Origin of the sequence: Burkholderia sp. PAMC 28687, assembly GCF_001577465.1 — a bacterium.
GTDB lineage: Bacteria > Pseudomonadota > Gammaproteobacteria > Burkholderiales > Burkholderiaceae > Caballeronia.
Window position 1 is genome coordinate 799,080 of the sequence record NZ_CP014507.1, and the last position, 13,561, is coordinate 812,640.

Here is a 13,561-nt window from a genome sequence, read left to right on the forward strand (position 1 = left end):
TGTGTGAATGGCCTCAACCCTTGAGCCTGCGCTCAACCTGTGTGTTCAGGACGACAAGGCCTTCATGTGCGCATACAGGTCGCTTTTCCCTTCAAAGCCTATACCCGGAAGTTCGGGCAAGGTCACATGACCATCGACTACTTTCACGCCGTCCGGAAAACCCCCGAACGGCTGGAACAGGTCCGGATACGATTCGTTGCCACCGAGGCCAAGACCCGCTGCAATGTTCAGCGACATCTGATGGCCGCCATGCGGAATGCAGCGTGAACGGGACCAGCCATGTTGATGGAGCATGTCGAGCGTGCGCAGGTATTCGACGAGACCGTAGCTCAGCGCACAGTCGAATTGCAGGTAATCGCGGTCCGCGCGCATGCCGCCATAGCGGATCAGGTTACGCGCATCCTGCATGGAGAACAAATTCTCGCCCGTTGCCATCGGCTTGTCGTAGTAGTTGCGCAGGGTCGCCTGCAATTCGAAATCCAGCGGATCGCCGGCTTCTTCGTACCAGAAGAGATCGTATTGCGAGAGCGCCTTGGCGTACTGGATGGCCGTATCCAGATCGAAGCGGCCGTTTGCATCGACGGCGAGTTTCTGTCCGTCCTGCAGCACGGACAGCACGGCATCGATCCGGCGCAGGTCCTCGTCGAGCGATCCACCGCCGATCTTCTTCTTGACCACGGTATAACCCCGGTCAATGTAGCTGCGCATTTCGTCTTTCAGCTTGCTGTAATCCTGTCCGGGATAGTAATAACCGCCCGCGGCATAAACGAAGACCTTGCGATCCGGCGTGCCGTTGCCATAACGCTCGGCCAGCAACTGGAACAGCGGCTTGCCTTCGATCTTCGCCACCGCATCCCACACCGCCATGTCGATGGTGCCGATTGCTACGGACCGCTCACCATGGCCGCCCGGCTTTTCGTTGGTGAACATCGCGGCCCAGACCTTGTGTGGATCGAGGTTGTTACCCGTCGCATCGAGCAGCGAATCCGGATCGGCTTCTAGCACGCGGGGAATAAAACGCTCGCGCATCAGCTTGCCCTGGCCATAGCGTCCGTTCGAATTGAACCCGTAGCCAATCACCGGTTTGCCGTCGCGCATCACGTCGGTGATCACGGCAACCAGACTCAGTGTCATCTTGCTGAAATCGATATACGCATTCCGAATGGCTGAACTGATCGGAATGGTCAGCTCGCGAATTTCCACGATTTTCATGTGCCTGTCTCCTGAATGCGGGTCTAAGTCGGGTGTAAGTGAACGGTCTAGCACGTGCTTCAGCCGATAACCGAAGCATACGCGCGCCCCGCCGCGTTACACTTCACCGGTACACATTTGATTATTCAGTTTAAGTGAAGAACGACGGCACCTCGGATCTCGAATTTTTTGTTCAGCTTGCACGCCTTGGCAGCTTGTCGGCGGCCGCGCGCGCGCTCGATCTGACGCCGCCGGCCGCAACACGCCGGCTTGCATTGATGGAACAACGCCTGGGAGTCAGGCTCGTGAATCGCACCACGCGCAGCACGAGTCTCACCGACGAAGGCGACACCTACTTGCGTCACGCCATCCGCATTCTTGCTGCAACGCGGGAGATGGAAGACGCGGTATCGCGCAGCCGCGAAGCGCCGCGCGGCATCTTGCGCGTGAATGCATCGCTTGGATTTGGCCGCACGACCATCGCGCCGCTCGTCTCCGCGTTCGTGCAGCGCTATCCGCAAGTCGAAGTTCAGCTTGATGTGACGGACAGGCCTATCGATATCGTCGAGCAAGGGTTCGATCTCGCCATTCGCTTCGGCGCACTCCCCGATACGCGGCTCAACGCGCGCCGCATCATGTCGAACCGGCGCTTTCTGTGTGCATCGCCAGCGTATTTACAACGGCATGGCAATCCCACCGCACTCAGCGACCTCGCGCGCCACAGGACCATACTGCATCGGCAGAACGACGATGCCTATGGCGTATGGCGCTTCACGCGCGAAGGCGAGACGGTATCGGTGAAAGTGCCGGGCGGCTTGTCGAGCAACGACGGCGACATCGTCCTTGGATGGGCGCTCGACGGACACGGCATCTCCATCCGCTCCGAATGGGACCTCGCCAAGTACCTCGAAAGCGGGCGCCTGAAAGTCGTGTTGCCGGAGTTTCTTCTGCCGCCAGCCGATCTGTTTGTCTACTATCCGAGCCGCCGCAACCAGCCAGCGCGCATTCGTGCGTTCATCGATTTCCTGGCAGAGCACTTTCGTACGTCCCAGTGATCACCGGACCATTGCCGCGAAAATGGGCCGAAACTTAAGCGACGCTGAGTTTCAACCGCTTTATTGTTGCCGAAACAACAAATATCTTTCGACGAAACTATCGTTGGATTACGTCAATAGGGGGCCTAGACTGGTTTCATAGGTTGCGTTTGCAGATGAACAAATTGATCTGCAGCGCACTACTTGAAGCAGTCCAAGAACAGAACTCTGGAGGTTCATCATGACCAAGTCACTTATCCCCGCCCTGCTGATTGCATCGGCACTTGCAGCACCGACTTTTGCCTTCGCCCAGGACAACGCACCGGTTACGCGCGCAGAGGTTCGCGCCCAATTGAGCACCCTGGAAAAGGCGGGTTATAACCCGGCGACAAACGACAACTATTATCCGCAGGGCTTGCAAGCTGCACAGCAGCGTGTTGATGCAGCCAACGGCGTAGAAACGCAGTCTTATGGTCCGTCGACAAGCGGTACATCGGCATCAGGCATGCGCGCGACGATGGCCCCCGCATCGCCGATTCAACAGCATTCGATTTACTTCGGGCACTAAGCCGCTTTTGACTGGTTGGATTCGAGCTCGCAAGGATCGCTCGTCGCCTTAAGGCGTCGGGCGATTTTTTCATGTGCGCGTGCTAGCCAAGGGCTTCTGCAATGCGGCTAAAACCGCGCCGACAGCAAGCATCGCGGATGAGTACATCAGGCCGCGCGCGAGTCCCGCGCCGTCCGAGATCCATCCGATCACCACCGGCCCGACGATCTGGCCGAATGCGAACACGATCGTGAATGCGCCGATGCCGCGCGTCCACTGCGCGGCGGGAAGGTTATGCCGCACGAACGCCGTAGTCGACGCCACCGCCGATAAAAACGTCGCGCCGAACAATGCGCCCGACACGAACGCAACGACCGGTTGCGCAAACACCGCGGGCATTATTGTCGCGAAGGCGAGGACGCAGTTGAACACCGCAAGCGCCTGACCGCCGCGCATGCGGTTGAGCAGTCCCGACCATATCCGCGCCGAGCCGATGGTCGCAACGCCGAGCAGCACATAGAACGCCGTGACCACCGCCGAGCTCATTCCCGTGGATCGAAGCAGCGCGATCAGGAACGTCATGTAGCCGATATACCCGACCCCGAAAAGCCCATATCCGGCGAGCATGAAACCGAGCCGGGTCAAAGGAAGACGCGCGGCAGACTGCAGGTTTGCGGCCACGGGCGCAGCCTCGTGGATTCCTGTCTTGCGGGCCGCCATGATCGCCGCGACCGAAGCAAGTCCGCACGCCGCCGCAAGCGCAAACCACGCCCATTGCCAGCCGTGCACGCCGGACAATACCGTGACGGGAACCAGCAACGCCGCCGCGATGATCCCAAGACCCGCGCCGCCGTAATACAGGCCGAGCACAAGACCGGCATCGTGTGGATGAGCCGATGCAAGCCGCGCCGCAAGCACGCTTCCGCCTACAAAAACGGATGCGCTCGTCATGCCGGTCACGACGCGTTGAACGAGTAGCGCATGGGTATTGGAAACGAGACCGCCCGCGATCATCAGGACCGCCGTCAGCACGCATCCCCAAATGAAACACACGCCCGCCGGCCAGCGGCGCGCGAGCAATGGGAAAGTCAGCGCGCCGAGCAGATAACCGAGCGCGTTTGCCGTGTTCATCGCGCCGGCTTGCGCGAAACTCCAGCCGAGATCGGCTTTCATGGCGGGCAATAACAGCGCGTAGGAAAACCGCGTGAGGCCGAGTGCAATCGCGGTGCCAAACGATAAACCCACCGCAAGCACGAGCGTCGTGCGCCGTGAATGCGCGGTGTCCGATGCAGGAAAGTATGGTGCCGCGGTGTTACGGGGTTCGTCGATCATCGGCTGGGCGGCGTGAGCTTTCGGGATGCGTGCAAGGCAACGAGTGCAGAAGAAGCGCCATCATGATAATGCGACGCCTCTACTTCTTGCTCGATACCCGCGACGGAATCGCGCTCGTGCACGCTGCCACACATCCCAGCACGAGCGCAACGCCGGTCACGACCAGCGCGCCATTCGCGAGTCCCACGCCCGCCGCCACGACCGAGCAGGCGGCATAACCGTTCAACGCAGCGATAAACACCGGGTACGCGCGATCAGCGAGCGCCATGGCGAGATAGGCGCCGATCAGCGCCACCATCGCGCCGATGATCACCACCGCGACCGCACCGCCCTCGAACCCCGCCGTATAAGCGATCACCGTGCACAACGCCGCGCACGCGAAGTGCATGCCGCTGGCGGGCGTGTTGAAGAACACGCCATTGAGCGCGCGGATGCGCGACCCGACGCGCAGGTACCCGGCCGCAAACACAACGATCACCGCCGATAACCCGCCGAGCGCAGTCCACCCGAGCGATGCCCCGGTATCGAGTCCAAGCGCATGGTCCGCCGATGCCGACGCCAGCGCCGCCAGCGCAAGCGCACTTTGCAGCGACGCGGGCGTGGCCTTGCCGGAGCGCGGTGTCAACACGGCAAACGCCGCAATGGCGAGCGCCACGAGCATCGATTCGAAGCCAGTCGCCATGGCGTAGGCCACGATCACGGCCGCGCCGACGCCCGCGGCATCGCGCAATGCCTGTTGCCGAGCCGGCGATACCGCGCCCGGTGTGCGCAGACTCTGTACCGATGCAATCACCGCTAACGCACACCAGACCCCGTCGAGCATCGATGTATCCGTATTGGAAATATTGTTGATGAAACGTGACGAAGGTATCGAATTCCTGCGCGTGGCGCCATTGCGGAAAGCGCGCATCCGCGCATGAAACGATCAATCCAAGATCAGATCGCGCCCAGGCTGCGCAGCGTCGCGATCTGGTCGGCCGAGTAGCCGAGTTCTGTCATGACCTCGTCGGTGTGTTCACCTAAAAGCGGTGAACGCGTGACCTCGGTGGGGCTGTCGGAAAGTTTGATCGGGTTGCCGACCGTCAGGTATTTGCCGCGCACCGGATGATCCACTTCCACGATCGTCCCCGTCTTTCGCAGTGACGTGTCCTCGGCAATTTCCTTCATCGACAAGATCGGTCCGCACGGAATGTCGTGTTGATTCAGGATATCCATTGCTTCGAACTTGGTCTTGGTCATGGTCCACTGTTCGATCTCGGCGAAGATGTCCTTCAGATGAGGAAGCCTCGCCGCCGCCGTGCTGAAGTCCGGATGATCGATCCATTCCGGCTTGCCGACCACATTGCAGATTGCGCCCCACACGGGCGCCTGCGTGATGAAGTAGATGTATGCGTTCGGGTCCGTCTCCCAGCCCTTGCACTTCAGGATCCAGCCTGGCTGCCCGCCGCCCGATGCGTTGCCCGCACGCGGCACTGCCTCGCCGAACTCGCCGTTCGGATATTGCGGATATTCCTTCATCACGCCGGTGCGTTCGAGGCGCTGCTGATCGCGCAGTTTCACGCGGCACAGGTTGAGCACGCCGTCCTGCATGGCCGCGAGCACCTTCTGGCCGCGGCCTGTCGCGTTGCGCTGGTAGAGCGCGGTGACGATCCCGAGCGCCAGGTGCAGTCCGGTGCCCGAATCGCCGATTTGAGCGCCGCTGACAACGGGCGGCCCGTCATCGAAACCTGTTGTCGATGCTGCGCCGCCGGTGCATTGCGCGACATTCTCGTAGACCTTGTAGTCCTCGTAGGGTCCTGGTCCAAAGCCTTTCACCGATGCCACGATCATCTTTGGATTCAGTTCCTGGATGCGTTCCCAGGTGAAGCCCATGCGGTCGAGTGCGCCTGGCGCGAAGTTTTCGACCAGCACGTCGCAGCTTTTTACGAGCGATTCGAGGACCTTCTTGCCTTCGGGATTTTTCGTATCGATGGTCACCGAGCGTTTGTTGTGGTTCAGCATCGTGAAGTAGAGGCTGTCGGCGTCAGGGATATCGCGGAGTTGTTCGCGGGTGATATCGCCGATGCCGGCGCGTTCGACCTTGATGACGTCGGCGCCGAACCAAGCGAGGAGTTGGGTGCAGGTCGGGCCTGACTGGACATGCGTGAAGTCGAGGATGCGGACGCCGGTGAGGGCTTTGCTCATGGGGGCTCGGGGCCGTGGGGCCAAGGTGTTTTTTTGGATGCTGCCGCTTGGGTCGTTCTTGTCTTTGCTGTGATATACAATATTCCAAGTGCTGGCGGAGTCAAGAGGGTGTTTTCCAGAGGCTCGGCGTGGGGGGGACGTTTTTTTGTGGTCGGAGTTGATGCCGGGTTGTTGCTCTTTAGCCTATCGCGCGTTCATTGCTGTCTGATTTCTTTAGCACTGTTAGCCACTGTGCGTGGCGGCACTTCATTTCACGAGTTTTGCGCTGGCGCTCGGGTCAATGTTTTTCGTGGTCTGGGTTGATGCCGGGTTGTTGTTCTTCAGGCTATCGCGCGTTCATTGCTGTCTGATTTCTTTAGCACTTTTAGCCACTGTGCGTGGCGGCACTTCATTTCACGAGTTTTGCGCTGGCGCTCGGGTCAATGTTTTTCGTGGTCTGGGTTGATGCCGGGTTGTTGCTCTTCAGGCTATCGCGCGTTCATTGCTGTCTGATTTCTTTAGCACTTTTAGCCACTGTGCGTGGCGGCACTGCGGCGCCTCCGGTTTTTTTGGACACAGATTTGGGGTAAAACGTGTGTTCCAAACTGGAGTAGTTCATGTTGAAGAAAGCTGATGCGAATGCAGTTGCGCCAGAGTCGCTGGAAGGCGCGCGTAGCGCGACTGGAAGCGCCTCTGGCGCCCCCGAAGTCAAACGCTGGTCGACCGGGCGCAAACGTGGCGTGGTGCTCCGATTGCTGCGCGGCGAACCAGTCGATGCCGTGTCGCGCGAAGTTGGCGTGACGATCGCTGAGCTTGAATGCTGGCGTGAACAGGCTCTGGCGGGCATGGAGGCAGGTCTGAAGGCACGCACCAGCGATCCGTTGGAAGCCCGACTCAACGAGGCCGTCCGGCGCGTCGGCGAGCTCACGATGACAATCGAGATTTTGAACAAGGAACGCGAGCGGCAGGCCCGTCGCCCTTTGAGCGCTCGGAGATCATCGACATGAGCCACGAGATCTCCGTGAGCGTCGGCAAGCCCTTTGGATTGCAACGGGTTTGCCAGGTGCTCGACTTCCCGCGCTCGACGATCTACGCCGTACGTGCCAGAGCGAGCGCCGGCGTGACGCCGATGGTTGTGCGCAGGCGTGGGCCGAAGCCGAAGATGCCCGATGCTGACCTGCTCAAGGCCATCCGTGACGATCTGGCGGCTTCGCCCTTCAAGGGCGAGGGGCATCGCAAGGTCTGGGCACGGCTGCGCATCCTGCATGACATCCGTGTCTCCCGGACCCGCGTGTTGCGGCTGATGCGGGAGCACAGTCTGCTCTCGCCGCATCGTCAAGCGCGAGGCGAACCCATCCTTCACGACGGCCGGATTACAACTGATCGCCCCAATGAAATGTGGGGTACCGACGGCGTGCGCATCGCGACCGTGGACGACGGCATGGTGTGGATCTTCTGCGCCGTCGACCACTGCGACGGCATGTGCACCGGCATTCATGCCGCGAAAATTGGTGACCGTTTCGCCGCCCTCGAGCCGATCTCCCAGGGGCTGCTGGGCGAGTTTGGCTCCGTGGGTGCCGACGCGGGTCGCGGGCTGTCGCTGCGCATGGATCATGGTTCGCAGTACACCTCGGACAACTTTCGCGACCAGATCAAATTCTGGGGCATCGCGCCGAGCTACGCCTTCGTCGCCGAGCCGCAGACCAACGGCGTGGCCGAGAGGTTCAACCGAACCATGAAGGAGCAGGCTGTTCATGGACGTATCTTCAAAAACCTGGAGGAAGTTCGTGCCGCCGCTGTCGCGTTCAAGGATCGATACAACCGCGACTGGCGTCTTGAAAAGCTGGGCTTCAAATCACCCCTCGAAGCCCGTCAGGAAAGGCTGATGAAATTGGCCGCCTGAACTGCAAAAGTGTGTCCAAACAACCGGAGCCGATACAGTGCGTGGCGGCACTTCATTTCTTGGTCCTTCGGCGACAAAGAAACGAAGCAAAGAAAACGCCTCCCAACCGCTAATTCTTAAGTGTCCCGAGCGTGCAGTGACAACTTTTTGGTACGTCAGAAGAACGGTTGCCGCCATAACCACGAACACTTGAAACCCTCCCCCTCCGTCAACCGCAACCCACACGCTTCGCCACCAGTGTGGGAGTCCATTAATTAGGCCTCCCCGCTGCGCGCGCTGGCGCCCAAATAAATGGATGGCTGTACTGGTTCCGTGGTATCCGGGCTTGCATGGGACCCCGGCGGCAAAGTCCTGTGCGGGTCAAGACCTGCGGAGCTGTTATGGCTTAACCCGTTGTTATGTCTTGGCCAGGTTTCCGTATTGACTGCCACAATTACTGGTGGCGAAGCGTGTGGGTATCTTTTGGCGGAGGGGGAGGGTTTCAACTGTTGGTGGTTATGGCGGTAACCGTTCTTCTGAAGTACCAAACAGTTGTCACTGCACGCTCGGGACACTTAAGAATTAGCGGTTGGAAGGCGTTTTCTTTGCTTCGTTTCTTTGTCGCCGTTGGACAAAGAAATGAAGTGCCGCCACGCACAGTGGCTAATAGTGCTAAAGAAGTCAGCTAGAACAGAACGCACGTATACGCAAAAAGCAGCAACCCGGCATATAACCCGACCGCTGCTTTTAGACTTAAAAAACCAAAACCCCGCTCAAGCGCCAGCGCCCCGCCCACCTAATCCAGAAAATCGCAATTCTTTTGCACGAACGCGGCCAGATCCAGTGAATGCTGCCTGACCAACCTCTCGACCAATTCGGTATCTCGCGCTTCAAGCGCTTCAATAATCCTCATATGATCCTCGATCGATCTCGCCGCCCGGTCGCTTTGCGAAATCGTCATCTTCCGGATTGCCCGCACGTGCACAAATATATTCTTGATCGTATCAAAGAGAATCTGCGACTTGCTCAACTGCACAATCGCCTGGTGAAAGGCAATATTCGCCTCCGAATACTCATCAATATGCTCAGCCGGCGCCGTATTCTGAAAATGATCGAACATATGACGAAGCGAAGCGATCTCTTCATCCGTCGCGCGTTGAGTCGCGAGCCTCGCCGCCATGCTCTCAAGCGCGGCCCACATGTTGATCATCTCGACAATCTCGTGCTTGGTCTTGCGCACGATGTAAATCCCACGACGCGGCACCGTGCGCAGAAACCCTTCCTGCTCCAGTAACGTCATGGCCTCGCGTATAGGCGTACGACTCACACCCAACGCTTCGGTCAAATCCTTCTCGTCCAGCCTGATCTCTTCCCGCGAACGATAAATATCCGCTTCCGATATGGCCTGACGCAGCCGGGCATAAGCCTGATCACGCAACGAAACCGTCGCATTGATCGGCGCCAGCGAAAGCGTCACACCCGCAGGCCTCGGCTCCAGCCGCGGTTCGAGAATATTGGCAGACGTTGCAGCAACTTCAGTATCAGATGGCATTGATGGCTTGGTGTCCAAGGTTCCGCGCGCCCGTCGTCGCCCGTGTACCCGTGCTGCCGCCCTGATCGTCCGCTGCCAGTCCGGCATAACGACCATTTTCCTGCGCACGCTGCAACACGTCTTGCGGCAACGCCGACGCCAGTGCAAACGTCACACCAACACCACCCGCTACCAAGGCAATTCCGATCACGACTAACAAAGCGATGCTCATTTCCGGCTCCTAGTGGTTAACCTCAAGAGCCTTCAGTATATGTTGCGTCGCAATGCAACGCAACATATTTCGTATGTGATATATCAGAAACAACAGCCCTTTCTTGATGGAAGTTTAAGCGGCTTTGCGGGAGCGTGTGAAGGATTCAATTGTTTTGATGCGCGGACGCGCCGTGCCTTGATTCACGCCCTCGCGCAGATTGATAAGCGCGAGCACCGCATCGATCATCGGTGTCTTTACGCCGAGCTTTCGGCCGATTTCCTGAACGACGGTTACGATCGGATCGATTTCCATTGGCCGGCGAGCTTCGCAGTCGAGCAGCATCGACGTCTTGTGCGAACCCACGGCGCCTGCGCCATCGATGCGCTTTTCAATATCGACACGAAAATGCACGCCAAGCCGTTCCGCGATTTCCTGCGCTTCCATCATCATGCTGCGCGCCAGATCACGCACGGCCGGATCGCTCGTCAATACATCGAGCGTCGCGCCGGTCAGTGCGCTGATCGGATTGACGCAGACACTTCCCCAGAGCTTGAGCCAGATTTCATCGCGGATGTTGTCGCGCATCGGCGCTTCCATGTCGGCGGCGGCCATGATGTCGTGGAACGCCTGCAGTCGCGGCGTGATCTGGCCACCGGGCTCGCCGATGGGAAATTTCTTGCCATGGACATGGCGGATCACGCCGGGCTCGAGAATGATGGCAGCGGGATTGAGCACGCAGCCAATCGCGCGCTCGGGCCCGAGGATCTGCCATTGGCGACCGCCCGGATCGACGCTTTCAAGCGTCGTGCCCGACAACGCGCCGCCATGATCGTGGAAGTACCAGTACGGCAAGCCGTTGACGGCGGTGATGACGGCGGTATCGGGGCCAAGTAATGGCGGCATCTGGTCGACGACACCCGGAACCGAGTGCGCCTTCAACGCGATGATCACGAAGTCCTGCGGTCCCAGTTCAGCCGGATCGTTCGTGAACCGGGCCTTGACGGTGTGTTCCTGTCCGTCGATTTGCAGGCGCAGGCCGTTTTCCTGCATCGCGGCGAGATGCGGCCCGCGCGCAACAAAGCTGACGTCCGCGCCAGCTCTCGCAAGCTGCGCACCCATGTAACCGCCAATCGCACCCGCTCCGTAAATGCAGATTTTCATCGTCGTCTCCTGAATCTTTTATCTTCCTGATATACAACATATTAGATTTCAGTATTGGACAGCGCTCGCGAAAGCGCAAGGACAATGAACAATAAAAAAGCGCGGTCCCGTCGAGGAAGCCGCGCTTTTTTAAGGGTTGGAATGAACGCTCAGGCGTCAGCCGTTTGCAGCAGCTTGTGCTCCTCGCGATACGAAGAAATGACGTGGGTCCAGATGCGTCTCGCTTGCGATTCCAGCGTACGTTCGCCATGCTTCGCGAGCACGATATTGCGGCTCACCGGCGGCGACAACCGCACCGCTTGAACCAGCGCATGCGCCGGCGCGGGCCAGGCGTGCATCGGCTGGATGCCGATCCCGAGCCCCGTCGCGACCATCTGCACAATGCTCGCCGCTTGCGTCAGGCGCTGCACCCTGACGTTCGATACCCCTTGCTGGCCAAGCGCGTCGGCAATCATGTCGGCGCTGCCGGCGGTATCGTCGAGAAGGAACAGGTCGGCGCCGCTCAGCTCGCGCCATCGAACCGTTGCATTGGATGCCAGCGGATGACGCGCCGGCACGATCGCGCAAAAGGTATCGGAGAACAGCGTCTCGGTGGACAGGTCGCGACTTTCCTGCGGCTCGATCAGGATGGCCAGATCGGCGTCGCCCGAACGCAGCATGTCGAGCACGCGGTCTTGCGGCGCGTCGTGCAGCTTGATCGTGAGATTCGGATAGCTCGACCGGCAGGACGCGAGCAGCGCCGGAACGACCGAAGCGACCACGCTTGCGCTGCATGCAATCGATACCGCGCCGCTTTCCGCCGTCGATACCTCTTGCCCAAACCGCAGCGCGACTTCGAGTTCATCGACGAGGAGCGCGATGCGGGGAAGCAAGGCGCGGCCGGTATCGGTGAGCGCGACGTGGCGCGTGGTGCGATCGAAGAGCCGCAAGTCAAGCAGCTCTTCCAGTTCCCTGATGCTGCGGCTCGCCGCCGATTGCGTCACGCCGAGCGCGTTGCCGGCCTGCGTGAAGCTCCGGTGTTCGGCAAGGGTGACGAACAGGCGCAACTGCTGCAAGGACACGCCGGACCCCTTCAGCCCTGCCTCGGCGACGAGATTCCTGCTCATTGCGCCGACGAATTGCGCGGTGTTTCGGACCAGGCGGTCTGGAACGAAGCGGCATCGAGCCGGCTGGATTCGGCCACCGTATTGTCGATCCAGCGCTTTCTCATCGGCGCCAGGACGAACTTGGCGCACAAACCGGCTGCAATCGAGATGGTCGCCGTCGCGATGAAAACCGCATCCCACGAACCGATCGCCGACAGCACCGACGCCAGCGGCACCAGCATGGAAGCCGTGCCCTTCGCCGTGTACAAGGTACCGGCGTTGGCAGCAGCGTACTTGCTGCCGAATGTATCCGCGCAGGTTGCAGGGAAGATCGAGAAGATTTCGCCCCAGCACAGGAACGTGATCGCCGCGAAGAACATGAAGAGATACGGGTTGTGGCCGAACTCCATCAGCCCGAGCAACGCAATCCCTTCGCCGATAAAGATGAAGAACATCGTATTCTCACGGCCGATCTTGTCGGAGATCCAGCCGCAAAGGGGACGCGTGAAACCGTTGCAAAGGTTATCGATGGAAAGCGCCATCGTAAGCAGCGGCAGCGTGACGCCGAGAATGCTGACCGGCATCTTGGCGAAGCCGTATTCCTTCGCGATCGGACCGAGTTGCGCCGTGGCGATCACGCCGCCGGCAGCCACGAACACGAACATCAGGTAAAGCACCCAGAACAAAGGCGAGCGGACCATCTGCCCCGTCGTGTAATCGATCTTCGATGCCACCACGCGCTTCGCCGGAACCGCATGTGCAGGCGGACGCGGACGCACCAGCATCAACGCAAGCAGGAAGATGCAGACGCCCTGGAAGATGCCGAAGAACATGAATGCGTGTTCATAGCCCGAGGTCTGGATCATGTTCGAGATGGGGATCACCGTGACCGCCGCACCTGCGCCGAAACCGGCTGCCGTCAGGCCCGCTGCAAGACCACGCTTGTCCGGAAACCACTTGAGCGCCGTGCCCACGCACGTGCCGTACACGCAACCGGCGCCGATCCCGGCGATGACCGCCGCGATATACAGGTGGTAGAGGCTAGTGGCGTTGGCATCGATGATCCAGCCAATCGCCGCGCAAATCGAACCGCCGATGACAACCGGACGCGGGCCGAATTTATCGACGAGCCAGCCTTCGAGCGGCACGAGCCACGTTTCCGTGACGATGAACACCGTGAATGCCGTTTGAATCGCGGCCTGTCCCCAGTGGTGTTTTGCATCCATTGGGACAACGAACAAGGTCCACGCGTATTGCAGGTTCGCAACCAGCCCCATGCAAATGATGCCGATGGCAAGTTGCGCCCATCGGTTGTTATGCACCCCGCGTTTCGGGTTGCTTCCGGCGGGTGCCGTGAGCGTATCTGCGTTTGCCATGTCTGTCTCCGTTATGTATCGGCGCTCGTGCGGCGCGTAATCGAC

Annotated in this window: 13 protein-coding genes; 4 read left to right on the forward strand and 9 right to left on the reverse strand. The window is 59.8% G+C overall.

The features are described 5' to 3' along the window. Window positions 1-45 precede the first annotated feature (45 nt). Window positions 46-1,212: a mandelate racemase/muconate lactonizing enzyme family protein gene (locus AX768_RS26490; RefSeq protein ID WP_062003049.1), complete on the reverse strand. Its 1,167-nt coding sequence runs from the start codon at window positions 1,210-1,212 to the stop codon at window positions 46-48. 134 nt (window positions 1,213-1,346) lie between these two features. Between AX768_RS26490 and AX768_RS26495 the strand changes: the two genes are divergently transcribed. Then, window positions 1,347-2,246 carry a LysR family transcriptional regulator gene (locus AX768_RS26495; protein ID WP_062003050.1) on the forward strand — a complete coding sequence of 300 codons (900 nt, stop codon included), beginning with the start codon at window positions 1,347-1,349 and terminating at the stop codon, window positions 2,244-2,246. A 220-nt stretch (window positions 2,247-2,466) separates the two neighbouring features. Beyond that, window positions 2,467-2,793 (forward strand): DUF4148 domain-containing protein, encoded by a 327-nt coding sequence (locus AX768_RS26500; RefSeq protein ID WP_062003051.1) that lies wholly within the window; start codon window positions 2,467-2,469, stop codon window positions 2,791-2,793. A 69-nt stretch (window positions 2,794-2,862) separates the two neighbouring features. On the opposite strand, the gene AX768_RS26505 is transcribed toward AX768_RS26500, so the two are convergent. From AX768_RS26505 to frc, 3 genes are all read right to left on the reverse strand, one after another. Then, the gene (locus AX768_RS26505; RefSeq protein WP_062003052.1) at window positions 2,863-4,104 is read right to left on the reverse strand and encodes a YbfB/YjiJ family MFS transporter; all 1,242 of its coding nucleotides are present in this window, start codon (window positions 4,102-4,104) and stop codon (window positions 2,863-2,865) included. A gap of 79 nt (window positions 4,105-4,183) precedes the next feature. After that, window positions 4,184-4,927 carry a hypothetical protein gene (locus AX768_RS26510; RefSeq protein WP_155524345.1) on the reverse strand — a complete coding sequence of 248 codons (744 nt, stop codon included), beginning with the start codon at window positions 4,925-4,927 and terminating at the stop codon, window positions 4,184-4,186. Between the two features lie 113 nt (window positions 4,928-5,040). Then, on the reverse strand, window positions 5,041-6,288 hold the full coding sequence (gene frc, locus AX768_RS26515; RefSeq protein ID WP_062003054.1) for a formyl-CoA transferase: 1,248 nt from the start codon (window positions 6,286-6,288) through the stop codon (window positions 5,041-5,043). A gap of 596 nt (window positions 6,289-6,884) precedes the next feature. Between frc and AX768_RS26520 the strand changes: the two genes are divergently transcribed. Both AX768_RS26520 and AX768_RS26525 read left to right on the forward strand, forming a co-directional pair. Further along, window positions 6,885-7,274 (forward strand): transposase, encoded by a 390-nt coding sequence (locus AX768_RS26520; protein WP_061998992.1) that lies wholly within the window; start codon window positions 6,885-6,887, stop codon window positions 7,272-7,274. Beyond that, the gene (locus AX768_RS26525; RefSeq protein WP_061998991.1) at window positions 7,271-8,170 is read left to right on the forward strand and encodes an IS3 family transposase; all 900 of its coding nucleotides are present in this window, start codon (window positions 7,271-7,273) and stop codon (window positions 8,168-8,170) included. The genes AX768_RS26520 and AX768_RS26525 overlap by 4 nt, the downstream gene beginning before the upstream one ends. 775 nt (window positions 8,171-8,945) lie before the next feature. Here AX768_RS26525 and AX768_RS26530 read toward each other — a convergent pair. The 5 genes from AX768_RS26530 to oxlT form a co-directional block, all read right to left on the reverse strand. Next, window positions 8,946-9,626, reverse strand: a complete 681-nt coding sequence (locus tag AX768_RS26530) for a GntR family transcriptional regulator (protein ID WP_256700993.1) — start codon at window positions 9,624-9,626, stop codon at window positions 8,946-8,948. A 64-nt stretch (window positions 9,627-9,690) separates the two neighbouring features. After that, a complete protein-coding gene (locus AX768_RS26535; RefSeq protein ID WP_056365209.1) occupies window positions 9,691-9,912 on the reverse strand; it encodes a hypothetical protein in 222 nt (73 codons plus the stop codon). Between the two features lie 114 nt (window positions 9,913-10,026). Beyond that, a complete protein-coding gene (locus AX768_RS26540) occupies window positions 10,027-11,055 on the reverse strand; it encodes a 2-dehydropantoate 2-reductase (RefSeq protein ID WP_062003055.1) in 1,029 nt (342 codons plus the stop codon). 149 nt (window positions 11,056-11,204) lie between these two features. Continuing rightward, window positions 11,205-12,161 (reverse strand): LysR family transcriptional regulator, encoded by a 957-nt coding sequence (locus AX768_RS26545; RefSeq protein WP_062003056.1) that lies wholly within the window; start codon window positions 12,159-12,161, stop codon window positions 11,205-11,207. After that, on the reverse strand, window positions 12,158-13,516 hold the full coding sequence (gene oxlT / locus AX768_RS26550; RefSeq protein ID WP_062003057.1) for an oxalate/formate MFS antiporter: 1,359 nt from the start codon (window positions 13,514-13,516) through the stop codon (window positions 12,158-12,160). Before oxlT ends, AX768_RS26545 begins: the two co-directional genes overlap by 4 nt. Window positions 13,517-13,561 lie beyond the last annotated feature (45 nt).